The sequence below is a fragment of the Streptomyces sp. IBSBF 3136 genome (assembly GCF_036815105.1).
GTDB lineage: Bacteria > Actinomycetota > Actinomycetes > Streptomycetales > Streptomycetaceae > Streptomyces.
Window position 1 is genome coordinate 43,836 of record NZ_JAJSZC010000012.1, and the last position, 24,434, is coordinate 68,269.

Annotated in this window: 20 protein-coding genes; 12 read left to right on the top strand and 8 right to left on the bottom strand. The window is 72.2% G+C overall.

The window, feature by feature from the left end; genetic code table 11:
- Nucleotides 1-5 precede the first annotated feature (5 nt).
- From V7E45_RS04545 to V7E45_RS04555, 3 genes are all read left to right on the top strand, one after another.
- A complete protein-coding gene (locus V7E45_RS04545) occupies nt 6-1,982 on the top strand; it encodes a hypothetical protein (protein WP_333772755.1) in 1,977 nt (658 codons plus the stop codon).
- Between the two features lie 83 nt (nt 1,983-2,065).
- On the top strand, nt 2,066-2,887 hold the full coding sequence (locus V7E45_RS04550) for a class I SAM-dependent methyltransferase (RefSeq protein WP_333772774.1): 822 nt from the start codon (nt 2,066-2,068) through the stop codon (nt 2,885-2,887).
- Nucleotides 2,888-2,957: 70 nt separating this feature from the next.
- On the top strand, nt 2,958-3,578 hold the full coding sequence (locus V7E45_RS04555; RefSeq protein WP_333772756.1) for an NUDIX hydrolase: 621 nt from the start codon (nt 2,958-2,960) through the stop codon (nt 3,576-3,578).
- 70 nt (nt 3,579-3,648) lie between these two features.
- Here the strand turns inward: V7E45_RS04555 and V7E45_RS04560 are convergent, their stop codons facing one another.
- A complete protein-coding gene (locus V7E45_RS04560) occupies nt 3,649-4,599 on the bottom strand; it encodes a L,D-transpeptidase (protein WP_333772757.1) in 951 nt (316 codons plus the stop codon).
- Between the two features lie 294 nt (nt 4,600-4,893).
- Here V7E45_RS04560 and V7E45_RS04565 point away from each other — a divergent pair, with 294 nt between their 5' ends.
- Nucleotides 4,894-5,367, top strand: coding sequence for a carboxymuconolactone decarboxylase family protein (locus tag V7E45_RS04565; RefSeq protein ID WP_333772758.1), 474 nt, complete (start codon nt 4,894-4,896; stop codon nt 5,365-5,367).
- Between the two features lie 65 nt (nt 5,368-5,432).
- On the opposite strand, the gene V7E45_RS04570 is transcribed toward V7E45_RS04565, so the two are convergent.
- The gene (locus tag V7E45_RS04570; protein WP_319146917.1) at nt 5,433-5,603 is read right to left on the bottom strand and encodes a hypothetical protein; all 171 of its coding nucleotides are present in this window, start codon (nt 5,601-5,603) and stop codon (nt 5,433-5,435) included.
- A 197-nt stretch (nt 5,604-5,800) separates the two neighbouring features.
- Nucleotides 5,801-7,453, bottom strand: coding sequence for an FAD-binding oxidoreductase (locus tag V7E45_RS04575; protein WP_333772759.1), 1,653 nt, complete (start codon nt 7,451-7,453; stop codon nt 5,801-5,803).
- 59 nt (nt 7,454-7,512) lie between these two features.
- Between V7E45_RS04575 and V7E45_RS04580 the strand changes: the two genes are divergently transcribed.
- Nucleotides 7,513-8,238: a helix-turn-helix domain-containing protein gene (locus V7E45_RS04580; RefSeq protein ID WP_333772760.1), complete on the top strand. Its 726-nt coding sequence runs from the start codon at nt 7,513-7,515 to the stop codon at nt 8,236-8,238.
- A 162-nt stretch (nt 8,239-8,400) separates the two neighbouring features.
- Here the strand turns inward: V7E45_RS04580 and V7E45_RS04585 are convergent, their stop codons facing one another.
- The 5 genes from V7E45_RS04585 to V7E45_RS04605 form a co-directional block, all read right to left on the bottom strand.
- Nucleotides 8,401-9,579 carry a hypothetical protein gene (locus tag V7E45_RS04585; RefSeq protein ID WP_333772761.1) on the bottom strand — a complete coding sequence of 393 codons (1,179 nt, stop codon included), beginning with the start codon at nt 9,577-9,579 and terminating at the stop codon, nt 8,401-8,403.
- A gap of 91 nt (nt 9,580-9,670) precedes the next feature.
- Nucleotides 9,671-10,342: a hypothetical protein gene (locus V7E45_RS04590; protein ID WP_333772762.1), complete on the bottom strand. Its 672-nt coding sequence runs from the start codon at nt 10,340-10,342 to the stop codon at nt 9,671-9,673.
- 159 nt (nt 10,343-10,501) lie between these two features.
- Nucleotides 10,502-11,527 carry a TolB-like translocation protein gene (locus V7E45_RS04595; RefSeq protein ID WP_333772763.1) on the bottom strand — a complete coding sequence of 342 codons (1,026 nt, stop codon included), beginning with the start codon at nt 11,525-11,527 and terminating at the stop codon, nt 10,502-10,504.
- A gap of 26 nt (nt 11,528-11,553) precedes the next feature.
- On the bottom strand, nt 11,554-13,047 hold the full coding sequence (locus V7E45_RS04600) for an MFS transporter (RefSeq protein ID WP_333772764.1): 1,494 nt from the start codon (nt 13,045-13,047) through the stop codon (nt 11,554-11,556).
- A 24-nt stretch (nt 13,048-13,071) separates the two neighbouring features.
- A complete protein-coding gene (locus V7E45_RS04605) occupies nt 13,072-13,929 on the bottom strand; it encodes a glycosyltransferase (protein ID WP_333772765.1) in 858 nt (285 codons plus the stop codon).
- Between the two features lie 317 nt (nt 13,930-14,246).
- Here V7E45_RS04605 and V7E45_RS04610 point away from each other — a divergent pair, with 317 nt between their 5' ends.
- From V7E45_RS04610 to V7E45_RS04640, 7 genes are all read left to right on the top strand, one after another.
- On the top strand, nt 14,247-15,653 hold the full coding sequence (locus tag V7E45_RS04610) for a sugar transferase (protein WP_333772766.1): 1,407 nt from the start codon (nt 14,247-14,249) through the stop codon (nt 15,651-15,653).
- Between the two features lie 23 nt (nt 15,654-15,676).
- Nucleotides 15,677-16,732 (top strand): Gfo/Idh/MocA family protein, encoded by a 1,056-nt coding sequence (locus V7E45_RS04615; RefSeq protein WP_333772767.1) that lies wholly within the window; start codon nt 15,677-15,679, stop codon nt 16,730-16,732.
- 23 nt (nt 16,733-16,755) lie between these two features.
- Nucleotides 16,756-17,760 (top strand): NAD-dependent epimerase/dehydratase family protein, encoded by a 1,005-nt coding sequence (locus tag V7E45_RS04620; protein ID WP_333772768.1) that lies wholly within the window; start codon nt 16,756-16,758, stop codon nt 17,758-17,760.
- Nucleotides 17,757-18,896 carry a DegT/DnrJ/EryC1/StrS family aminotransferase gene (locus V7E45_RS04625; protein WP_333772769.1) on the top strand — a complete coding sequence of 380 codons (1,140 nt, stop codon included), beginning with the start codon at nt 17,757-17,759 and terminating at the stop codon, nt 18,894-18,896. The genes V7E45_RS04620 and V7E45_RS04625 overlap by 4 nt, the downstream gene beginning before the upstream one ends.
- Nucleotides 18,893-19,582 carry an acetyltransferase gene (locus tag V7E45_RS04630; RefSeq protein ID WP_333772770.1) on the top strand — a complete coding sequence of 230 codons (690 nt, stop codon included), beginning with the start codon at nt 18,893-18,895 and terminating at the stop codon, nt 19,580-19,582. Before V7E45_RS04625 ends, V7E45_RS04630 begins: the two co-directional genes overlap by 4 nt.
- The gene (locus tag V7E45_RS04635) at nt 19,579-20,697 is read left to right on the top strand and encodes a DegT/DnrJ/EryC1/StrS family aminotransferase (RefSeq protein ID WP_333772771.1); all 1,119 of its coding nucleotides are present in this window, start codon (nt 19,579-19,581) and stop codon (nt 20,695-20,697) included. The genes V7E45_RS04630 and V7E45_RS04635 overlap by 4 nt, the downstream gene beginning before the upstream one ends.
- Nucleotides 20,698-20,899: 202 nt before the next feature.
- Nucleotides 20,900-24,364, top strand: a complete 3,465-nt coding sequence (locus tag V7E45_RS04640) for a DUF4082 domain-containing protein (RefSeq protein ID WP_333772772.1) — start codon at nt 20,900-20,902, stop codon at nt 24,362-24,364.
- The last annotated feature ends 70 nt before the right edge of the window (nt 24,365-24,434 follow it).

The window sequence follows — 24,434 nt, forward strand, 5'->3', positions numbered from 1 at the left end:
CCGTAGTGGCACTCAGGACTGGCAGGCCGGGAGCCGCGTTCGTCGCGCTGGCGGCCACCGTGGCGGCACTCGCGACGGGCACCGCCGTACCCGCCACCGCCGCCGGATACAAGGCATCCGCCGGCCCCTGGGGCCCCACGACCGACCTGACCGGAGCCGACGGCAAGCAGAGCCTGATCGACGTGAAGGTGGCCGGCGACGGCACCGCGTTCGCCCTCTGGCACGGCAAGGCGGCCGGGGCGGCCGACTGGCAGGTCCGCGCCGCCGTCAGGCCCAAGGGCAGCGACCAGTGGTCCGCTCCCCACACCCTCTTCTCCGGCGGTTACGCCGACGCCCGGACCGCGCTGGCGGTGACCGCGGACGGGCACGCCGTCGTGGCCTGGCTGACCGGCAGCGGCGGCGACGGTTCGCTGGCCGCGGTCTCGGCGGGCTGGGACCCCGCGGCGGCCGCCTGGTCCGACCCGGTCCAGCTCGCGAGCCACGACGGACTGGACATGTCCGTACCCGAGTTGGCCGCGGCGGCCGACGGCACCGTCACCGCCGTCTGGGACCAGGGCGACGGATTCGCCGCCTACGAGGTACGCACGGCCACGCTCGCGGCCGGCGCGAAGGCATGGTCGGCCTCCCACCCCCTCGGGTCCTTCTCGAAGGGCGCCATCTGGGATCTCGCGCTCGCCGTGGCTCCCGACGGCTCGGCGACCGCGGTCTGGGACGCCTACGACCGGTTCGCCGACGCCCACGTCATCTCCACCGCTTCCCGGGCCACAGCCCACGGCGACTGGAGCGACCAGGCCGCCATGCCGGGCACCGACGCCAAGTCCGGCGACGTCGGCGTGGCCATGGACGCCAAGGGCCGCACGACCGTGCTGTGGCAGAGCGGCGGGGCCAACGGCGTCGAGAGCCTGAAGTCCAGCACCAGGACCTCTCCGGACGGCGGTTGGGGGATCGCGCAGACCGCCGTACCGGTCTACCAGGGCGGCGACGACAGCGGCCCCCTCATGGCCCCCGACGGTGACGTCACCTACGTGTGGGCGGGCTGGAACGCCGGCGCCGGCACACCGATCGTCCAGGCCGTCACCCGCAGCGCGGCCACCGGTACCTGGTCGGCGCCGAAGACGCTGTCCACCGGGTACGTCGACTGGCAGGTCGACGCGGCCATCGGCGCCGACGGGACCGTACAGGTGGTCTGGCCGCAGACTCCCGGCATGGACAACGGAGACGACCACTACCTGGAGTGGGCCGTCCGGGCCGACGGCACCTGGAGCAAGGCCGCCGCACTCGACCCGCAGCCGGTCGCCGACGTTCCCGACGCCGATGCCCTGACCGGCGAGGTCGCGGCCGGTCCTGACGGCCGGGCCACCGTGCTGGGGCGGACGGCCGTGTATGCCCCCGGGTCCGCCGACCGCTACACCTCCCGTGTGTGGAGCCGCTCCCAGACCCTGCTGGCCAAGCCGCGCATCACCACCAGGGCGACGGTGACCGGGACCGCCCGCACCGGCTCAAGGCTGACCTGCTCGGCGGCCTGGACGGGGCACAACGCGACCGCGACCTGGCAGTGGCTTCGTGACGGCCGCGCCATCCCGGGCGCCACCGGCACGACCCGCACCCTGACCGGGGACGACTACGCGCACAAGATCTCGTGCGAGGTCACGGTCGGCAACGGCGCGGGTTCGGTCGACTCCACGTCGACGGCGGTCACGGTCGCCGCCGGCCCGGCCCTGAAGCCCACCAAGGCGCCCTCCGTCAGCGGCACCGCCAAGGTCGGCCGCAAGCTGACGGCCGCACACGGCACTTGGTCCCCGGCGGCCACCTCGTACACCTACTCGTGGAAGCGCGACGGCAAGACCGTCACCGGCGCCACCAAGTCCACCTACGTCCTGGCGAAGGCGGACAGGGGCCACCGGATCACCGTCAAGGTGACCGCCCACCGGCACGGCTGGACGAACGGCTCGGCGACCACCGCGCCGGTCACCGCCCACTGAGCGGACCCGCGAGCCGTCTCCCCGTTCGGACAGTGGGTTAAGGTCGGTCCCGACGAAATCGATCTTGACCCCTGTCCGGGAGGCTGCCCGTGCCGACGACGGCTTTCGACGCGAGCGAACGGCTGATCTGGGCGGGCCGGGGCGCCGCCTACGCCGACAGCTTCGCCAAGCTGTGCGCCCATCCCGTACCGCGGTTGCTCGACGCCGCCGGGGTCGGGTCGGGCGTGCGGGTACTGGACGTCGGCACGGGATCGGGCACGGTCGCCGCCGCCGCGTGTGCGCGGGGCGCGACCGTGACGGCCGTCGACGCGGAGCCGACCATGGTCGAGCTGGCCCGGCGGGCGGCGCCCGAGGCCGACGTACGGCTGGCCGCGCTACCCGAACTCCCCTTCACCGAGGGTGAATTCGACGCCGTGGTCGCCAACTTCGTGCTGAACCACGTGGGCCGGCCCAAGGACGCCCTGGCCGAACTGCGCCGGGTCGTGCGGCCGGGCGGCTGGATCGCCCTGACGATATGGGCGGCGCCGCCGGCCGCGGGGCAGGCCCTGATCGGCCGCGCGATCCAGGCGGCGGGCGCCGTGCGTCCGCCCCACCTGCCCGCGGGGCTTGCCGCCGAGGACGACTTCCGCCGTGACGAGAGCGGCCTGACCGGCCTGCTGGAGGCGGCGGACCTGCGCGAGGCGGAATGCCGGACGCTGCGCTGGGACCACCGCGCCGGCCCCGACGAGTGGTGGAGCGGCCCCGCGGGCGGCGTCGCCTTCGGCGGCCAGCTGGTGCAGAGCCAGACGCCCCTGGTCCAGGCCGAGATCAAGCGCCACTTCGACGTCTTCGCCGCCGAGTTCGCGAACGAGGACGGTCTGCTGACCCTCCCGCACGCGGCCCTGCTCGCCCGAGCACGCCACTGACCCCACCCGATAGCCACCGCGCGGGGTGAACGGGACCGCGGCTGTCAGTGCCGATCGCCACACTGACCGCATGCCCCCTACGAACCACCCCGCCCCCCTTGACGGGCCGCGCGCGCACCTCCTGGAGCTGGTGGGTGCGCTCGCCCCCTGGGACGCCCTGGAACGCACCCACCTGACGACCGCCACCCGGTGGCTCGCCGGCGGAGCCCCCGTGTACCGGGTGCGCAAGCCGGACGTACCGGCGACACACCTGGTCTGCTACTTCGTCGTGCGCGACGGCGGACGCGGACGACTGCTGCTCGTCGCCCACCGCAAGGCAGGGCTCTGGCTGCCCGCCGGAGGTCATGTCGAGCCCGGTGAGGACCCCTGGACCACGGTGGTCCGGGAATGCCGCGAGGAACTGGGCATCGGGGCGGTGGCGTCACCGCTCACCGGCGAGCGCCCTCTCTTCCTCACGGTCACCCCGACCCGGGAGCGGCGCCCTCACACCGACGTCTCGCTCTGGTACCTCCTCGACGCGGACGCCGACACCATCACCTCGTACGACGAGGGCGAGTTCGACGCGATCCGCTGGCTGACCGAGGAACAGGTGCTCCAGGAGCCGGGGGAGCTGCTGGACCCCCACATGCACCGCTTCGTCCGCAAACTGCGGCACGCCCGCGCCACGAGCCGCTTCGAACCACCGGAGTGACACGACGGAGTCACATGGCCGGGTGATGCGGGCGGGTGACTCGGCGCGGAACGGGGCCACCGGAGGCGTGTCACAGGGTCGCGGTCGTGCCCTCCCCGGAGCCGCTGCCCGCGAGCCACTGGTTCCAGTCCAGGTTGAAGTCGGCGTAGCCGTTGTCGGGCGATGCCTTGGCGCGGGACGAGCCGGTGATGGTGACGGGGTCGCCCTGCTTGACCTGGCCGTAGAACCACTTGGCGTCCGACATGGACAGGTGGACGCAGCCGTGCGAGCCGCGGGCGCTGCCGCTGCCCGGGTTCGGGTCGCCGGTCGAGAAGTGCACGTACGTGCCGGACTGGGTCAGGTGGACGTCCCAGGGCAGCGTCAGGTCGTAGTAGTTGGGGCTGCCCTTGTCGCAGCTGATGCCGACGCTGCAGGAGGTCATGTGGACCTTCTCCTGCTTGTCGATGACGGCCATCGTGCCGTTCCACGTCGGGTACTCCGGGCTGCCCGCGTTGATCGACAGGGTGCGTACCGCCTTGCCGTTGCGGGTCACCTTCATGGTGTGGCCGGTCACCGAGACGTCAGCGCGAACGTCGTCGCCGACCTTGAAGGTGTGCGTGTAGGCGCGCACCCCGTAGCGGCCGTTACCGTTGCTGACGCCCTTCATGTCGGCGTCGATCTTCACCGTCGTACCGGAGGGCCAGTAGTCCTTCGGGCGCCAGTCGGCGCGCCGGTCGCCGAACCAGTGCCAGGCACCGGTCACCGGCTGTGAGGTGCTCACCTTCATGTGCTTCTCGACCGCTGCCCGGGCCTTCTGGGCCACCGGGTTCGTGAAGACCACCGAGATGGGCATGGCCACGCCGACGGTGGTACCCGTCTGCGGGGTGATCGTCTCCAGCAGCATCGGCGGGCCCTTGGGCTTCGCGGGTGCCGACGAAGCACCCGCGCTCGGCTTGCCCGGCGCCTTCGCGTCGTCCCCGCCCGCCTTGTCACTGCCGCCACCGCCGCAGGCACTCGCGCCCAACAGCACCACACTCGTCATGAGCGCGATCCCTATGCCGCCCTTGCGCCGTCCCACGCCCTGCCCCGTTCTCTCGCTCCTCGACCCTGACGGGCCCGACTCCCTGTCAGACGGTGTGCACCAGGGACTCAGTTGCATGCTTCGCGTAAAGCGTCTACCAAGACTGCGTCTCACCTGCCGGGCTGCCCTCCAAGGCGCTCTGGTGGTGCGCTCGTGCAGCGTGGGGTGAGGCGCGTCACTTCTGTGTGTGTCACAAAGCGCCGGACGTGTTCCGTCCAAGGGGTGGACTCAGTAACGACCACACAGGAGTGCGTCATGGAAGCCAGGTTGAACCTCTTCACCGGCCCGGTCGCGGCCCAGTTCGGCAAGCACCTCGTCGCCGCGGGCAGGGTGCTCGCCGACTCGGCTCTGCCGGCGGCGACGCAGGAACTGGTCAAGCTGCGCGCCAGTCAGATCAACGGCTGCGCCTTCTGCACCGACATGCACACCAAGGACGCCGTGGAGGCGGGGGAGACCGCCACGCGTCTGCACCTGGTGGCGGTCTGGCGCGAGGCCACGGTGTTCACCGAGGCCGAGCGCGCCGCGCTGGAGCTGACCGAGCAGGGCACGCGGATCGCGGACGCGGCCGGTGGGGTGACGGACGAGGCGTGGGCGAACGCCGCCAAGCACTACGACGAGGAGCAGCTCGCCGCCCTGGTGTGCGCCATCGCCCTGATCAACGCCTACAACCGCGGCAACCTCATCGTCCAGCAGCCGGCCGGTGACTACCGGCCGGGGCGGTTCGCCTAGCCGGTGCCGCCAGGCGGCCGGGGCGGCACCGGCGGTGGCGCCCCGGCCCGAGCCGGACCGGAGGCCTAGCGGGCGATGCGCGCCACCGCGCCGTCCTCGGGGTTGCCGTACCGCGAGATCAGCTGCTGGTCGGTCATGCGGTCGACCTCCTCGCTGCGCTGGACGGGGAAGATCACGTGAGTGCCCTTGTCCGTCCAGTACTCGACGACTCGGTGGGTGGCGGTGGCTCGGCTCATGCTGTGCTCCCTTGTGACACGTGGGGTTCAGGGTGCTTCTGAGCACGGCCGGGGTCAAGGCAAAAGGGGGCTTCCGTTTTGGCTGGCGGAAGCGTAGGTTCCGGTTACCCCGCGACGGCGCCCCCCAAGGCGTCGGCCCGCCGATCCCGGGATGGCGGGCCACGCGGGGGCCAAAACCCCATCATGATCGCGCCGGCTCAGGCGGCGCCCTGCCGGGAACCCGCCGCCGCGGGGTCGAGGAGCACCCCCGAGTTCAGGATTCCGGCCGGGTCGAGCGCCTGCTTCGCGGCGCGCAGGGCGAGGGCGAAGGGTTCCGGCCGCTGACGGTCGTAGCCCGGCCGGTGATCGCGCCCCACCGCGTGATGGTGCGTGACGGTCGCGCCGTGCTCGTGCAGGATGTGCATGGACGCCGACTTGATCTCGTCCCACATCGCCACCTCCGAGCCGCGCCTGCCCGGCGCGATCACGGTGAAGTACGGTGCGGGGCCGTCCGGATAGACATGGGTGAAGCGGCAGTTGACGGTGCCGTCTCTCCCCGTCACCTCCTTCACCACCTCGGCCAGCCGCCCACGCACCGCCTCGTACAGCTCCGGCGCGCGGTCCCAGGTGCAGGCCGTCTCGAAGGTCTCGCTGATCACGCTCATGCGGGCGAGCCCGTCACGCAGGTACGGCATCCTCAGAAACGCCGAGCGCCAGGTGCCCGCGGCGCCGTCCGTACCGGTCGATCCGCCGTCGGTCTCTCCCCGGTCCGGGCTGCCGCCGTGATCGCGGGCCAGGGTCACGAGTTCGGCCAGGCGCCCCCCGACGGGAGAGCCGGCCGATTCCACCCCGAGGACGAGGACGCTCTCGCCGTTCCGCGCGACTCCCGCGAGGGCCGCCTCGCCCGGGTCCAGGAGCCGGCAGTTCGCCGGGTGCAGGCCCGACTGCGCGACGGCCCGCACCGCCTCCATGGCCACGTGGACGTCGTCGAACACCACCGTGGCCGACGCCTTGTGGCGCGGACGCTCCTGGAGCCGCATCCACGCCTCGGTGATCACGCCGAGCGTGCCCTCGGAGCCCAGGAACAGCCGGTCGGGGGAGGGGCCTGCGCCCGACCCCGGCACCCGCAGCGACTGGCTGACCCCGACCGGTGTCACCACGCGCAGCGACTCCACCAGGTCGTCGATGTGGGTGTAGAGCGTCGCGTAGTGGCCCCCCGCCCGGGTGGCGAGCCATCCGCCCAGCGTGGAGAACTCGAAGCTCTGCGGGAAGTGCCGCAGGGTGAGCCCGTGCGGCCGCAGTCCGTCCTCCAGGGCCGGACCGAGCACACCTGCCTGGATCCGCGCGGCGCGACTGACCCTGTCGATCTCCAGGATCCGGTCCATCGACGACAGGTCCAGGGACACCACGCCCCGGTGCCGGCCGGTGCGGCACTCGACCCCGCCGACGACCGAGCTGCCCGCGCCGTACGGGACGACGGCCACGTCGGCGCCGGAGGCCCAGTCGAGGACGTCCACGACGTCCTGCTCGGTCCGGGGGCGGGCCACCTGGTCCGGAGCCGCCGAGAGGTCCCCGGCGAGCGCCCGGACCACGTCGCGGAACGCCTTGCCGTAGGTGTGTGCGGCCCGCTCCCGGGGCGCCGCCGACATCAGGGCGGCCAGGGCCGCCGGTGGCTCGACCCGGACCTCCGGCAGGGCGAGCGCGGAGACGTCGGGTACGGGGAGCGGGGTGTCCGCGGCGCCGGGGAGCAGTTCCCCGAGCGCGCCGCACTCCGCGTCGGACAGCGCCTTGTCCTCGGTGCCCCAGCCCCACCAGGAGCGGAGCGGGGAGGTGCCTGCCGGTGCTGCTTTCGCCGTGCCGGTGTCGATCATGGCAATTGACCTCTCGGTAATTTACCTATGAGTAAGTTACCGCAACGTATAGTTCCGTCATGACGACCGCAAGAGCCTCGACCCCGCCGGACCCACCCGCGTACGACCGGGCAGGGGGCCGGCCCGACCGGTCCACGGCCCGCGCCGGGACCAAGGGTGTGCCCAGGGCCCACCGGGAGCAGCAGATCCTCGACGCCGCCCTGGAGGAGTTCGGCAGGCGCGGGCACGCCGCGGCGTCCATGGCCGAGATCGCCACCCGCGTGGGTGTGACGAAACCGCTGCTGTACACGTACTTCGGCTCCAAGGACGGCCTCTACGCGGCCTGCGTGGACCACGTCGGACCGCACCTGCTCACGGCGATCGAGGGAGCCATGGCGGCGCGCGGCGCGGCGACGTCGGGAGCGGCGGTGTCGGAAGCCCCGGCGCCTGAACCCGGGAAGCAGGGCATGCCGCACGCCGTGCTCACGGCCCTCTTCCGGGCCCTCGAGGGGCGGCGGCACGCCTGGTTCGTCCTCTACGACCGGAGCCTGCGGCCCGGGTCCGGGCCCTGGCACGCGGCACGACGGCATCGTGAGGCCATCGACGCGCTGGCGGCCACCGGCACCGCCGCGCTGCTGCGCGCCCAGGGCGACGACGACGCCCTGGACGCGGACGCCCTCAAGCACATCTGGACCGGAACAGTAGGCGCACTGATCGGATGGTGGATCTCGCACCCCGAACTGTCGGCCGAGGACATGAGCGCCCGCTGCGCCCGTCTCCTGGCGGCCGTCCGGCACGGGGCCTGAAGCGGTCCCGCGCGTCCGACCCCGCGGAGCCCGAGCGCCCGCTCGGGTATGCGGGTGCGGGTGCGAGGCGCGGGGTGCGGGTGCGGGCCAGTCGACGGACGGCTTCCGCCGATCTTCAGGCCGGCCGGGTCCGGAGCCGGACCCGACGGACCTCGGAGGCGGTCAAGTGGCTCGGTCGGGGAGGGTGTTGATGTCGATGACCGCGCGTTGGAGGTCGCCCTGCGGTCGGTGGCCCAGGTCGTCGATCGCCACGATGTTCATGTTGCCTGCCGGCCGAGGTGCCCGCCAGTCCGTCCGCAGTTCGGCGACGAGTTGGGGGTTCAGGCCGTTCGCGAGGTACATGAGGTAGTTGTCCCGGACGGTGGCGGGGAAGAACGGCGAGAGCGGCCGGATCATGAAGAGTTGGGGTATCTGCACGTCCGGCTGAACGATGCCGGACAGGACGAAGAACCGGTCCGCGTCGGGACCGGGGTCACGGTTCAGGGCCGCCTGGTCGAGGGAGAGTGTCTGGTCGTAGATCTGCTGCGGCGGGCTCCCGTTGAAGAACGACTTGAGGATGTCCCACCAGGAAGGGTCTCCCGACGGGTAGCTGCCGCGGTCGGAGACGCTGTCCGCGTGCCAGGCCCAGGGCTGGTCGACCGCGGCCGAGGCGTCGACCAGGACGACGTTCTTCCCGGCCTTGACGAAGTCGCCGTAGGGGGAGGTCGGGGACAGCTCGGTGCGGGTGGCGACGCGGGTGCCGAACAGGTCCCGCAACCTGGTCAGCGGCTCGCTCCGGTCGGTGCCCGCCGGGGCGGCGGTGGACAGGTCGATGACGACGACCTCCGAAGGGTGGGCGTCGATCCAGCGCTTGAGCGCGGCCGCCTCGCCCGTGGCCGCGTCGAAGAAGACGTCTCCCATCGGGGCGCCGTGGAAGGTCCGCCACTGTCCGCCCTCCAGGCACAGCCGGAGGTCGAGGTAGCGCGCGCCCTCGTCGAGCTGCTCGGTCAGGCTGCCGCTCTGCGCCCGCGAGATGCTGGCGGCCAGGCGTGGGTCGAGCGAGGCGACCTGGTAGGACCAGCCGCTGGTGCACAGGCCGGGGTCGGCCGGGATGCTCCAGCTGCCGGAGTCGTGACTGCCGGGCATCGCGACCCGGTTCAGCGGCCGGTCGTCGAGATAGCCGTGCATGTCGCCCATCCAGTGGGACAGGTCCACCGTCGCGGCCGGGGCCCGGCCGGCCGGCGCGGCGGGCGCCGCCTGCGCCGGCCCGCCGCCGATCACCAGTGTGGCGGCGCCGAGGATCAGGGCGGCCAGACCGGCCACCGCCTGCCGTAAACGAGTGCCGTCGGTTCCACGTCTCATCGTCGTACGCCCTCCTTGGGGGAAGAGGCCGAGGTCGGGGAGAGAGGGTAGGGGGCGCAGGCGGCGATGCCCAGACAATCTCCGCGACGAATCAGGGAGTGAAGACCTCTTCCAGGCGGTCGATGGCGCCGTCGCCGCCGAGGTGGTACTTGAAGACGAGTCCGCTGTCCGGGTGCGCTTCCAGCCAGTCGAGGAACTCCTGCACCCCGATGCGCTGGTTCTCCGTGCTCTCCACGATGGGGTTGGTCGCGGTCACGTACGCGGCCTGGTCCATGGGCAGGTACGTCTCCTTGCCCACGGTGACGAACGGCGCGCCGTCGGAATCCGCCGGTGCGCAGCCCCAGTTGCCGTACTTGACGATCAGGTTCAGTGACCCGCCCTCGGGCGTGTACCGGTAGACGGCGATCTCGTCCGGCGAGATGGGCATCTTGTGGTCGCAGCCGCCGGCCCCGGAGGGCGAGGCGGCCGGCTTGGCCGGTGCCGGGGCGGTGGTGGCGCCGGAGGAGGGCGATTTGGCGGTGCCCGCGGACGCCTTGGGCGTGCCGGCGGGTTCGGCGCCGGCCGTGGTGGCGGTGGTTCCCGCGCCGCCGGAGCCCGGCCCGGCCGTCGCGGTACGGGCGGGGGCGGAGGAGGTGCCGGGGTCGCCGTCTCCGTTGCACGCGGTGAGCGTCAGCGCCAGGACGGCGATGGCGCAGGCGCTCACCACGCTCGGACGGAGAGCGGCGGTGGGTCTGTGACGGTTGTCCTTCTTGGGGGTCGTCATGGCGGTTGTGTCCGTTCTGCTGTCGCGGCCCCTGGGGGCACGGTGGCGGCTGTCGCAGGGACGGATGTATTCCGGCCATGGCGCAGTTCCGGCGGTCGGCCGGTCGTTGCCCACTCGTGACGGACCGGGCGTGCCGGGGCCCGGACCCGGATCAGGTGCTCAGTCGAGCGGCGCCGGGGACGAGGCGCCCGCGATCAGCAGGTGGGGGCGGCCCGAGCCGTTCGCCGGCACGCTCCACAGGTCGCTGCTGCCGACCTTGCCGTCGGTGGGCAGGGCGTAGGCGACGGTGTGGTCGTCGAGCCAGGTGGCCTGGTCGTCGACGCTGTGGCGTTCGGCCAGCGGCGTCTCGCGCAGGGTGCGCAGGTCGAGGACGTACTCGTGCCAGAGGTTCGTGCGGGACAACACCCGCTTCTTGAAGGCGACCCGGGTGCCGTCGGGGGAGAGGGACGGGCACTCCACGTTCTCGGCCAGCGTGGTGACCGTGCGCCGGGAGAGCGAACCGCGCACCAGATAGGTCTTGTCGGCGGTGTTGAGGGTGGCGTAGAAGGTGTCGTCGTCGGTGGCGAAGGTGACGCCCCAGAAGTTGATGTCCGAGGCGTGGTACGGCTTGCCGTCCTTGACGATGGAGAACGTCTCCAGGCTGGGCGTCAGCCGCATGGTGCGGGTGTCCAGGACCGAGGTCCGGGTGGAGAAGAACGCGGAGGAGTAGGACTCGCCCGAGACGAAGACGGTCCAGGCGGCGAAGCGGCCGCTGGGCGAGACGCGGGCCCGGCTGGGAGTGCCCGCCAGCGGGAAGGTGCGCTCGGTGCGCAGGCGGGCGTCGAGGAGCAGGGCGCGGTTGCTCTGCTTGAGGACGCCAGGATCGGACTGGAGGCAGATGCCCGTGCCGGCGGCCGCGTAGAAGCGGGCGCACTTCAGGCCGGAGGCGATCCGCCTGCCCTCGGGGTCGGCGGACGCAACCGTGGCGACCGCGGTGCGGTGCGGGCCGGCGGCCGCGTTGACGAAGGCCAGGCGGTCCTTCTGGGCGAGCGTGAACGTGCCCGCGCCGACGGCGGGGCCACCCGACCGCGGTTGGTTCGCCCGGTCCGCGCGGGCGGCGGCGTGCAGGACGACGCCGGTTCCCACGCCCGCGAGCACCAGGACCGCCGCGACGAGTAGGAGCAGGCGGCGGCGTAGCGATGTCATGTGGTTCCTCGGGGCTGGAGTGGTGGTCATCGGGTTCCGGCCGGTCGCAGCACCAGGGCGGCGACGGCCGCGCAGCACAGCAGGCCGATCGCCGACCCGGCCAGGGCCGGGCCGTCGCCCCACACCGTCCAGGCGGCGCCGAAGCCGAGGGAGCAGCAGAACCGGGCCAGCGCCTGGCTGGTGCCGACGATGGCCAGGCCGGTGGCGCGCAACTGCTCGGGCACGAGTCCGGCGAGGGCGGCCGGGAGCACCCCGTCGGTCGCCGCGTAGAACGCGCCGTGCAGGGCGAGGACGGCGGGGGTGAGGGCCGGTGTGGCCGGGGCCCACAGCAGGAGGCCGTAGGCGGTGAGCAGCCCCACGTGTCCCGCGAGGAACACGGTGCGTCGGCCGATCCGGTCGGCGAGCGCGCCGAGGGGCACGGCCAGCAGCAGGAAGACGACGGCGGTGCCGAGCGGCAGCAGGGTGAACCACTGCTCGCCGACCCCCGCACGGCGCTGGAGGAGCAGGTAGACGAACGCGTCGCTCACCGTGGTCAGGCCGAGCAGCGCGGCGCAGCCGGCGAGCGCCCGCAGCCGCGGCAGCCGCAGCAGGGTCAGCGCGTCGCGCACGCGAACGGCCGGCGTGCCGTCCGCCAGGCCCGCGTCACCCGGCCGGGCGTCCCCCGCGCCGGCGCCTTCAGGCCGGGTGTCCCGCGTGCTCGCGTCTTTCGGCCGGGCGTCCCCCGCGCCTGTGTCCTGCGGCCGGGCCTCCCGCACGCCCGAGCCGCCGTACGGAAGGCCGGCGCGCACGCCCGCGCCGTCCGGCCCGCTGCCGCGCGGGCCCGTCTCGTCCCACCGCGGCTCCACCGGACTGCCCCCCGGACCTGCGGCCTCCGGCCGTGCGCCTCGGCTCCTGCCGGGGACGAACAGCACCAGGACGAGTACGCCGAGCGCGGCGACGCACGCGCTCACGGCGAACACGGCGTCGTAGCCGTCGACCGCCGTGCGCAGGATGAGGAAGGCTGCGAGCGGGCCGAGCATCGCTCCGGTGGTGTCCATCGCCCGGTGCACGCCGAAGGCCCGGCCCTGGTTCTCGGGCCGGGTGGAGAGCGAGATCATCGCGTCGCGCGGGGCGGTGCGCAGGCCCTTGCCGGTGCGCTCGAGGGCCAGGACGGTGCCGAGCGTGCCGATGCTGCCCGCGAGCAGCAGCAGGGGTTTGCACAGTGCGGACAGGCCGTAGCCGAGCCCGGCCAGCAGCTTGTGGTTGCGCACCCGGTCGGCGAGATGGCCGCCGGTGAGCTGGACCAGCGCGCTGACGCCGTTGTAGACGCCGTCGAGGGTGCCGAATCCCAGCGGGCTGAAGCCGAGCGTGGTGACGAGGTAGAGCGGCAGGACGGCGGTGACCATCTCCGAGGAGACGTCGGTGATCAGACTGACCGTGCCGAGCACGAGCACGACCGGGGCGACCCTGCGCCCGGGGGCACGTCCCCGGGCCTGGCCGGTGCCGTCCTTCGGAGGCGCTGAACGGTCGGTGAGGTACAAGAAGGAGCTCCAGGTGCGGTGCGATCAGTTCTGCCGGCTGCTCTCGTCCCGTAGCCAGGTGCCGAAGTCCCGCTCCCGGATGGCCTTTTCGGCCCCCCGCCGGGCGGCGACGGCCGCCGCGACGAAGACCGCGACGGCCGCGAGGAGCCTCGGCTCCCGGCGGAGCAGGTCCTTCAGGTCCGCCTTGCTGGTGCGCGGCGGGGTCTGTCGCCCGGCCTGCTGCTGTTCGACCTGAGCCGTGGACACCGCGGCCCGGACGCGTCGTTTGATCAAGTCCCGCCAGGTGCGCGGGGGTTGGATCACGACACCGGCCGCCTCGACCACCTGCCGCTCCTTCGGGGCGAACGCCATGGACGCGGCCAGGTCGTCCGCCATCAAGGGCGGGAGCGCGGCGAGCCGTTCGTGTCCGGCTTCGGAGACGGCGATGACACCCCGGCCGAACAGTCCCTCGCGGACGGCGGGGAGCCGCTGCCACACCTGGTAGTAGGCGCGTACCCGCCAGGCGCAGGCGGCCAGGGGGATACGACGTGCGGGGGCGGTGGCGAGGACGCCGGACGTCTCGTCGTGCAGCGGTGCGGTCAGAGCCCGCACGTCGGCGCCCGCGAGGACGACGTCGGCGTCCACGTAGAGGCGTGGGAAGCCGCGCGCGTGGTCGTCGCCGGTGCGCAGCGCGGTGTGCTTGGAGGGGACGGGAATCTCCACCACCCTTACGCGCGGGCCGCGTTCGGCCGCGATCCGTGCGGTGTCGTCGGTGCAGCCGTTGCACACCACGACGATGTCCGTCTCGTCGGTGTCGTCCTCGCGGGAATCGGCCAACAGTGAATCGAGGAGCCGGCCGATGACTCGCGCCTCGTTGTGGGCCGGGATCACGATGCTCGTCACCTGGGCAGTATGCCGTCGGTGTCACTATTGCGACATGTGTTTCGTCCAACTGTTCACGCGGCTGCGCCGCGTGGTCTAGATTGAGGATCGCCGGGCCGGTTTGGGTGGGGAACTTGTTCTTGACTGCACGTCATGAACCGCTCCGTTGAACGTATTTGAACTTCAGTAACCAGCATGCTGGGGGCGTGTGGCGGTTGGGGAACCGCTGAAGCCTCCTCACTTTCCAGTGCCGCTGTGTCGAGGGTGCTTCGGACAGGGGTAGTCGCGCATGTGGTGGGGGGCGCATGACCATTGAGGTCACGCATGAGCAAGTGCTTGTGGAAGATCGAACTCCACGAACACGCCGAAGACGTTGGGAACAGAAGTACCGAATCGTCCTGCTGGTCGCGGACGGCTTCGCCGCCGTCGTCGCGGCCTTCCTGATCCACGCGGCCTACGGCCGCTGGGCGGTGGCGCTGGTGCTGCCACCGGCCTGGATCGGGGCCATGCTGGCCCACCGTTCCTACGATCGCAGCACCCTGGGCCTCGGCACCGAGGAGTACCGGCGCGTGCTGCGCGGGGCCGCCGCGCTGTCGGCCCTGGCGGCGGTCGCGTACTGGCTGTTCACGCGCGGTTCCGGCCTTCTTCATGACATGACCATGGCCGCCGTGCCGGCCGCCGTGATAGCCGTGCCGATCCGGTACACGCTGCGCCGCCGGTTGCACCGGCGCTGGGCGCGCGGCCGGGACCGCAGCGCCACCCTCCTGGTCGGGCCCACGCGCGGGATCGTGGAACTGGTCGCGGTGCTGCGGCGCGGCGGCGCACAGGAACTCCAGCTCGCCGGGGTGTGCCTGAGCGACCCGGAGAACGCCTCGGCGGTCCGCAGGCTGGGGCTGCCGGTCCTCGGCGGCATCGGCGACATGGACGACGTCGTCCGGGTCATGCGCATCACCACCGTGGTCGCGCTGCCGGTGCCCGGAGCCGACGCCTCCGTGCTGCGCCGGATGTCCTGGACCACCGCCGTACAGGGCGTCGAGTTCCTGCTGGCACCCGTCCTGACCGACGTGTCCGCGCCACGGCTCGCCGTACGCCCCACCAACGGAGTGCCCCTGCTGCGCATCCAGGCGCCGAACCTCTCCCGGTTCGCCCGCCTGCCCAAGGAACTGCTGGATCGTTCCTTCGCGGCGGCGCTCCTGCTGTTCCTCGCGCTTCCCATGCTGCTGATCGCCCTGATCGTCCGGCTGGACAGCTCCGGCCCCGCACTCTTCAGACAGCAGCGCGTGGGCCGCTACGGCGACCACTTCACCATGCTCAAGTTCCGCACGATGCGGCAGGACTCGGAGGCCCTCAGGGCCGAGCTGGAGCACCTCAACCAGAACAGCGACGGCCTGCTCTTCAAGGTCAAGGAGGACCCACGGGTCACCCGGGTCGGTTCGCTGCTGCGCCGCAGTTCGCTCGACGAACTGCCGCAGCTGCTCAACGTGGTCAAGGGCCACATGTCGCTCGTCGGCCCGCGCCCGCCGCTGCCCCAGGAAGTGGAGGAGTACACCCCGGACATCAAACGCCGGATGCTCGTGAAGCCCGGCCTCACCGGGCTCTGGCAGGTCAGCGGCCGCTCCGACCTGCCCTGGGACGAGGCCGTACGGCTCGATCTCGGATACGTGGACAACTGGTCGATGAGTCTCGACCTGACGATCCTGCTGCGCACCGGGTCCGCGGTGGTGCGAGGCACGGGGGCCTACTGATGGACCGACGGAAGAGGAACCAAGTGACGCACAGCACCGAGCCGTTGGGAGTCGCCGTCGTCGGGGCCGGCTACTGGGGCCCCAACCTCGTACGCAACTTCCAGGCCAGCGAGCGGTTCCGGCTGCGCTGGCTGTGCGACCTCGACGTGGACCGTGCCCAGCGAGTGCTCGGCAACTACTCCACGGTCCAGGCCACCTCGGACTACGCGGCCGTCCTCGCCGACCCCTCCGTGGCCGCGGTCGCCGTCGCCACCCCGGCCGGCACCCACCTCGACATCGCCCTGGCGGCCCTGCGCGCCGGCAAGCACGTCCTGGTGGAGAAGCCCCTCGCGGCGACCTACGCCGACGGGATGCGCCTGGTGACCGAGGCCGAGGAACGCGGCCTCACCCTCATGTGCGACCACACCTACTGCTACACGCCCGCCGTGGGCCGCATCCGCGAACTGGTCCGCTCCGGGGAGCTCGGCGAGATCCACTTCGTCGACTCGGTCCGGATCAACCTCGGTCTCGTCCAGAAGGACATCGACGTCCTGTGGGACCTCGCCCCGCACGACCTGTCCATCCTGGACTTCATCCTCCCCGACCACGTCGAACCGGTCGCGGTCGCCGCCCACGGGGCCGACCCGATCGGCGCCGGCCAGGCCTGCGTGGCCTACCTGACCCTTCAGCTCAACACCGGGGCCATCGCCCACGTGCACGTCAACTGGCTCTCCCCGACCAAGGTGCGGACCACCATGGTGGGCGGCGCCAAGCGCACCCTGCTCTGGGACGACCTCAACCCGCTCCAGCGCGTGTCGGTCTACGACCGCGGGGTGGACCTCGCCGCGCCGCAGGAGATCGGCGCCGACGAGCGCCGCGAGATGCTCGTCTCGTACCGCTCGGGCGACATGGTCGCCCCCGCGATCGGCGAGAAGGAAGCGCTGCGCAGCATGGTCGACGAGTTCGCCGACGCGATCAGGACCGGGCGGCCACCGCTGACCGACGGGCGCGCGGGCCTGCGCGTGCTGGACATCCTCGAAGCGGCCTCCCGCAGCCTGGAGTTCCGCGGCGCCGTCGTCGGCCTGCGCGCCGGGCACTGACCGTTCCATCCACCGAGAGGGCCATGCAGTTGAGCAGCGTACGAGGCAAGAAGATCCTGGTCACCGGAGGGGCGGGCACCATCGGCTCGAACCTCGTCGACCTCCTGGCCGAGGGCGGTGCCCGCGAGATCGTCGTGCTCGACAACTTCGTGCGCGGGCGGCTGGGCAACCTCGCCAAGGCCCTGGGCAGCGGTGTCGTCCAGGTCGTCGAGGGTGACATCCGGGACGCCGCCACCGTACGGAAGGTCACCGAGGGCGCCGACCTGGTGTTCCACCTCGCCGCGATCCGGATCACGCAGTGCGCGGAGGAGCCCCGGCTCGCCAACGAGGTGATGGTCGACGGCACCTTCAACGTCCTGGAGGCCGCGGTCGAGGCCGGCGTGGGCAAGGTGATCGCCTCGTCCTCGGCGTCCGTCTACGGCATGGCCGAGGAGTTCCCGACCACCGAACGCCACCACCCGTACAACAACGACACGTTCTACGGCGCGGCCAAGGCGTTCAACGAGGGCATGCTGCGCAGCTTCCACGCCATGTACGGCCTGGACTACGTGGCCCTGCGGTACTTCAACGTTTACGGACCCCGCATGGACATCCACGGCCTCTACACCGAGGTGCTCATCCGCTGGATGGAACGCATCGAGTCCGGCGAGCCGCCGCTGATCCTCGGCGACGGCAGCCAGACCATGGACTTCGTCGACGTCCGGGACATCGCCAGGGCCAACGTGCTGGCCGCCGAGTCGGACCTCACCGACGAGGTGTTCAACGTCGCCAGCGGCACGGAGACCTCGCTGAAGGAACTCGCCGAAGGGCTGCTGGAGGCGATGGGCGCGTCGGGTCTGGCGCCCGAGCACGGCCCCGCCCGCGCGGTCAACGGGGTGGTCCGGCGGCTCGCCGAGACCCGCCGGGCGGCCGAACTCCTCGGTTTCGAGGCCCGGATCGACCTGCGCACGGGCCTGCGGGACCTGGTGGACTGGTGGCGTGCCGAGCGCGCCACCGACGCCGCCGCCACGGAGGAGGCCGCGCGATGAGCACGGACCGCATCCCGGTGATGATCCCCTGGCTCGGCGAGGAGGAGGCCCGCGCCGCCTCCGACGCCGTGCTGTCCGGCTGGGTCGCGCAGGGCCCCCGGGTCGCCGCCTTCGAGCGCGCCTTCGCCGAGCGGGTGGGCGCCGAGCACGGCATCGCCGTCAGCTCGTGCACCACCGCTCTGCACCTGTCGCTCGTCGCGCTCGGGCTCGGCCCCGGCGACGAGGTCGTGGTGCCCTCGCTGTCGTTCATCGCCACCGCCAACGCGGTCCGCTACGTGGGGGCCGAGCCCGTCTTCGCCGACGTGGACCCCGCCACCGGCAACCTGACCAGGGCCACTGTCGACGCGGTCCGCACCCCGCGCACCCGGGCCGTCCTCGCCGTCCACCAGGGCGGTGTACCGGCCGACGTGCCCGCCCTGCGCGCCGCCTGCGCCGAATGGGACCTCCCGCTGGTCGAGGACGCGGCCTGCGCCATCGGCTCCACCGCCGGCGGCAAGCCCGTCGGGCACGGCGCGCTGCTCGCCGCCTGGTCCTTCCACCCCCGCAAGATCGTCACCACCGGCGAGGGCGGCATGATCACCACCGACGACGCCCAGTGGGCCGCCCGCCTGCGCCGGCTGCGCGAGCACGGCATGGACGCCTCGGCGGCGGAGCGGCACGCGAGCGACAGACCGGTCCTGGAGAGCTACCTCGAGGTCGGCTTCAACTACCGGATGACGGACGTCCAGGCCGCGATCGGCCTCGTCCAGCTCGGCAAACTCGACGCGATGGTGACCCGCCGCCGCGCACTGGCGGCCCGGTACGAGACGCTGCTGCGGGACGTCCCCGGTCTCACCCCGGTCCGCGACCCCGCCCACGGGCAGAGCAACTTCCAGTCCTACTGGGTGCTCCTGGCCGAGGACTTCCCCGTCGGCCGGGACGACCTGCTCGCCGCGCTCGCCGCGGCCGGCGTCTCCGCCCGCCGCGGCATCATGGCCTCGCACCTCGAACCCGCCTACGCGGGCCACCCCGCGGCACCGCTGCCGGTCACCGAGCGGATCGGCCGCGACTCGCTGATCCTGCCGCTGTTCCACACGATGACCGAGGCCCAGCAGGACCGGGTGGTCGCGGTGCTGCGCGAACAGGCCGGCCCATGAGCGAACTCCTGATCATCGGCGCGGGCGGCTTCGCCCGCGAGACCGCCCAGGTCGTACGGGACGCGGGCGGGACGAAGCTGCTCGGGCACCTCGACGACAACACCGCCCTGCACGGCACCGAGGTGGACGGCGTGCCCGTCCTGGGCGGCTGTGACCTCGTCCACGACCTGCCCGGGGCGCAGGTCGTGGTCTGCGTGGGCAATCCCCGGGACTACGCGGCCCGCGCCCGTCTGGTGCGCCGCCTCGGCCTGCCCGCGGACCGCTACGCCACCGTGCTGCACCCGACGGCGGCGGTGTCGTCGAGCTCCGAGGTCGGCCCCGGCTCGGTCCTGCTGGCGCACTGCGTCCTGACCGCCGCCGTCCGGGTGGGAGCGCATGTCGCGGTGATGCCGCACGCCGTCCTCACCCACGACGACGTGGTCGAGGACTGCGCCACGCTCGCCGCCGGTGTCCGGCTCGGCGGGGGAGCCCGGCTGGAACGGGGCGCCTACGTGGGCTCCGGGGCCCTGGTCCGCGAAGGCACGACGATCGGCGCGTGGTCGCTGGTCGGCATGGGGAGCACGGTGCTCGGCGACGTCCCGCCCGGCGAGGTCTGGGCGGGCAGTCCGGCCCGGCGGCTGCGCACGGCGGACGCGCCGGCGCTCGACGAACTGGTGACACGAACAACGGGGGGACCGGTCACATGAACCAGATTCCGCTTGTCGACCTCAGGGCGGCACACGAGGAGGTCGCCGACGAGGTCAGGGCCGGATTCGAACGAGTGCTGGCCGGCACCGCGTTCATCGGCGGCGACGAGGTGCGCCGATTCGAGCGCGAGTACGCCGACTTCGGCGGTGTCGCCCACTGCGTGGGGGTCGCCAACGGCACCGACGCCGTCGAACTCGCCTTGCGCGCGAGCGGAGTCGGGGCCGGGGACGAGGTCGTGGTGCCCGCCAACACCTTCATCGCCACCGCGGGCGCGGTGACCAGGACCGGCGCGCGACCGGTCCTCGCCGACTGTCTGCCCGACAGCCTCCTGCTCGACCCGCAGGCCGCGCTTGACGCCGTCGGCCCGGCCACCCGCGCGGTCGTCCCCGTCCACCTCTACGGGCAGATGGCCGACGTGAGCGCCCTGGTGGGCCAACTGCCGGACGGTGTCCGGATCGTGGAGGACGCCGCACAGTGCCAGGGGGCCACCCGCGACGGCCGCACCCCGGGCAGCGGCACCATCGCCGCCACCAGCTTCTACCCGGGCAAGAACCTGGGTGCCTACGGCGACGCGGGCGCGGTGCTCACCGACGACGAGGACCGGGCCGGCCTGGTGCGCGCGATCGCCAACCACGGCGGCGTCGCCAAGTACCGGCACGACGTCCCCGGCTTCAACAGCCGCCTCGACGGGCTCCAGGCCGTCGTCCTGCGCGCCAAACTGGCGCGGCTGGCGGACGGCAACGCGGCCCGGCGGGCCGCCGCCGCCCGCTACGACGCCTTCCTCGCCGACCTCGCGGCGGCCGGACGGGTCGTCCTGCCGACGACCGCGCCGGGCAACCTCCACGTCTGGCACCTCTACGTGATCCAGGTCGCCGGCGCGGACCGCGACGACGTCGTCGGCAAGCTCAACGCGGAGGGCATCGGCGCCGGGGTGCACTATCCCGCCCCGGTCCACCTCACACCGGCGTACCGTCATCTCGGCCACTCCCGCGGGGACTTCCCCCACGCCGAGGAGGCGGCGGAGCGAATCCTGTCGCTCCCGCTCTACCCGCAGATCCACCCCGACCAGCAGCAGCGGGTCGTGGACGCGCTCGCCGACGCGCTCCGCGGCTGACCGGTCACCGCTTCACAGCTCCACTCCGCCCGCACGGGTCGGCCCTGCACAGCACCGCTGAGAGGTACACATGAACAGATGGAGCAGACGGATCCGGGGCGGCCGCCTCGCCGTCGTGGCAGCACTGGTATGGGCGGTGCTCCCAGGAGCCGTCACCGCGCAAGCGGCATCCGATCCGTGCGGAACCGGCTCGAACCCCGTCGTGTGCGAGAACTCGAAGCCGGGCAACCCCAAGTCCGACTGGTTCTCACCCAACGCCTACGGCGACATCAAGGGCTTCAGCACCAAGGAGAGCGTGCAGGCGGGCGACACCGTCCAGTTCAAGGTCCAGTCCAAGACCCCGTACCGCATCGAGATCTACCGGCTCGGCTGGTACGGCGGCGACGGCGCACGCGAGATGTCGACCGCCGCCCAGGCGGCCGTCACCTACCCGGCCAACTACGCCATCAGGCCTGCGAGTTGCGCGACCAAGAGTTCCACCGGCCTGGTCGACTGCGGCAACTGGCCCGTGACCGCGAGCTGGACGGTGCCCAGCGACGCCGTCTCCGGCCTGTACATCGCCAACCTGACGCAGACCGACGGCGACGGCCTCATGCCGTACCCGTTCGTCGTCCGCAAGGACTCCAGCACCTCCGACGTCGTCGTGCAGACCAGCGACCAGACCTGGCAGGCGTACAACGACTACGGCGGCCAGGACCTCTACGGAGGCACCGGACCCGCCCCGGACGGCCGTGCCTACGAGGTCAGCTACAACCGGCCGCTGGACATCGGTGGTGACAACGGCATCTACGGCTCCGAGTTCATGATGCTGTCCTGGCTGGAGCGCAACGGCTACGACGTCAGCTACCTCTCCGGCGTCGACGTGTCCACCAACGGCGCGACCCTGCTGAGGAACCACAAGGTGTACCTGTCCTCCGGTCACGACGAGTACTGGACGCAGAGCCAGTACTCCAACGTCCTGGCCGCCAGGAAGGCGGGCCTGCGCGAGGGCTTCTTCAGCGGCAACGAGGTGTTCTGGAAGACCCGGCTGGCCCCCAGCATCGACGGCGCGAACACGGCGAACCGCACCCTGGTCTGCTACAAGATGACCAAGATGGCGCAGAACAACGGCACAGCCGACCCCAGCGGCAGCTGGACCGGCACCTGGATGGACCCGGCGAGCAAGGACTACGGGCAGGACTACCAGCCGCCGAACATCCTCACCGGCTCCATGTTCACCGTGAACGGCTACCGCAGCGACGCCATCACCGTCCCCGGCTCGTACGGAAAGAACCGGATCTGGCGCAACACCTCCATCGCGGGCCTCGGCGCCGGGCAGACCGCCACCTTCCCCACGGGCACCCTCGGCTACGAGTGGGACAGCGACCTGGACAACAGCACCCGGCCCGCCGGCGCGATCGACGTGTCGTCCACCACGGTCGACGTCAACGACGGCAAGCTCCGCATGGACTGGGGCAACGTCTACGGCAACGGCACCGCCACGCACAACCTCGTCGAGTTCCGCGACCAGACCTCCGGGGCACTGGTGTTCGGCTCCGGCACCGTCCAGTGGTCGTGGGGCCTGACCAACATCCCGACCTACAACCCCGACGACACGGTGGTCACCGAGGACTCCCGGATGCAGCAGGCGACGCTGAACGTCCTCGCCGACATGGGCGTCCAGCCGCTCACCCGGCAGAGCAACCTCGTCGCCGCCACGGCCTCGAGCGACACCACCGGTCCGGCCGTCACCGTGACCAGCCCGGCCTCCGGGGTCACCGTCCCGGCACTGAAGCCGGTCACCATCAAGGGCACCGCCGGCGACAGCGGCGGTGTGGTGGCCCGCGTCGAGGTGTCCACGGACGGCGGTACGACCTGGAAGGCCGCCACCGGCCTGGCGTCCTGGAGCTACACCTGGACCCCGACCACCCCGGGCGCGGCGTCCATCAAGGTCCGCGCGGTCGACGACAGCGTGAACATCGGCGCCGTCACCACCCTGCCGGTGACCGTCGGCCCCCAGGCCTGCCCCTGCACCGTCTGGCCCGCCTCCGCGGTGCCCGGCACCGTCAACGCGGGCGACGGCAGCTCCGTCGAGCTCGGCGCCAAGTTCCGTACCACGTCGGCCGGTTCGATCACCGCAGTCCGCTTCTACAAGTCGCCCGCCAACACCGGGACGCACACCGGCAGCCTGTGGACCGCCTCCGGCACCCGCCTGGCCACCGGCACCTTCACCAACGAGACGGCGTCCGGCTGGCAGCAGCTGAACTTCGCCACCCCGGTGACCGTCAAGGCCAACACCACCTACGTGGCCTCGTACTTCGCCCCGAACGGCGGATACTCCTACGACGGCGGCTATTTCTCCGGCGGCGACGCCGGACTCGCCCCGCTGACCGCGCTGAAGTCCGGCACCGACGGCGGCAACGGCGTCTACCACTACGGCTCGACCAGCGCCTTCCCGTCCTCCCAGTCCTCCGGCAGCAACTACTGGGTCGACGTGGTGCTGGACACCTCGACGGCCGGCACCACCCCGCCCACCGTCACCTCGACCTCCCCGACCTCCGGGGCGACCGCCACCTCCATCACCGCCCCGGTGTCGGCCACCTTCAGCTCGGCCGTCGACACCGACAGCGTGACGCTCACCGTGAAGGACGCGGACGGCAACGCCGTACCGGGCTCCCTCACCTACCCCGCGTCGAACAAGGCCGTCTTCACACCGTCCACGCAGCTGTCCCTGCACACCACCTACACCGCCTCCGTCCAGGCCTCCGACGTGTGGGGCAACGCCATGGCGGACCCGGTGACCTGGTCCTTCACCACCAGTTCCACCCCGCCCGCGGTGACCTGCCCCTGCACGCTGTGGAGCTCCTCCGCCGTGCCGGCCACCACCGACATGACCGGCGACACCAACTCCGTCGAGCTGGGCACCCGGTTCACGTCCTCGGCGGACGGCTGGATCACCGGCGTCACCTTCTACAAGGGCACCGGGAACACCGGCACCCACACCGGCAGCCTGTGGTCCGACGCGGGCGCGCTGCTGGCCTCCGGCACCTTCACCAACGAGACGGCGTCCGGCTGGCAGACGCTGACCTTCGCCACTCCGGTGGCCGTCACCGCCGGCACCCCCTACGTCGTCTCCTACCACGCGCCGAACGGGCACTACGCCGTGGACGGCGGCTACTTCGCCGGCGCCCACCAGTCGTATCCGCTCACGGCCACGGCCGACACCACCGCGCACCACAACGGGCTGTACCGATACGGTGCCGGCCCGGCCTTCCCCAACGGTTCCTACGGTTCCGCGAACTACTGGGTGGGCCCCGTCTTCACCGCCGACAACCCCGGCGCGTCCCTGGCGAACGCCAAGGCGTCAGAGGTGCCCACCTCCTCGGTGACCCACACCGCCGACGCGGCGAGCGCCCTCGTGATGGCCGTGCCGGACAAGGCGGCGGTGTCCTCCGTCAAGGGGAGCGTCACCGTCCTGAAGGGCTCCAGGGCCGCCAGGAAGCTCCATGTGACGGCCGTGGTCTCCTACGACCGGGCCACCCACAAGGCGTCCGTCCACCTGTCCGCCCCGCTGCCGGACGGCACCCGGTTCAGGATCACGGTCACGGCGAGGGACAAGCACCGCCACACGGTCAAGTCCCAGAGCTGGACCCTGACCGGCAAGACCGTCCGCAAGAAGAAGAACTGACCCGTCAGAACGCACCGGGGGGGGGGGGGGGGGGGGGGGGGGGGGGGGGGGGGGGGGGCGGGGGGGGGGG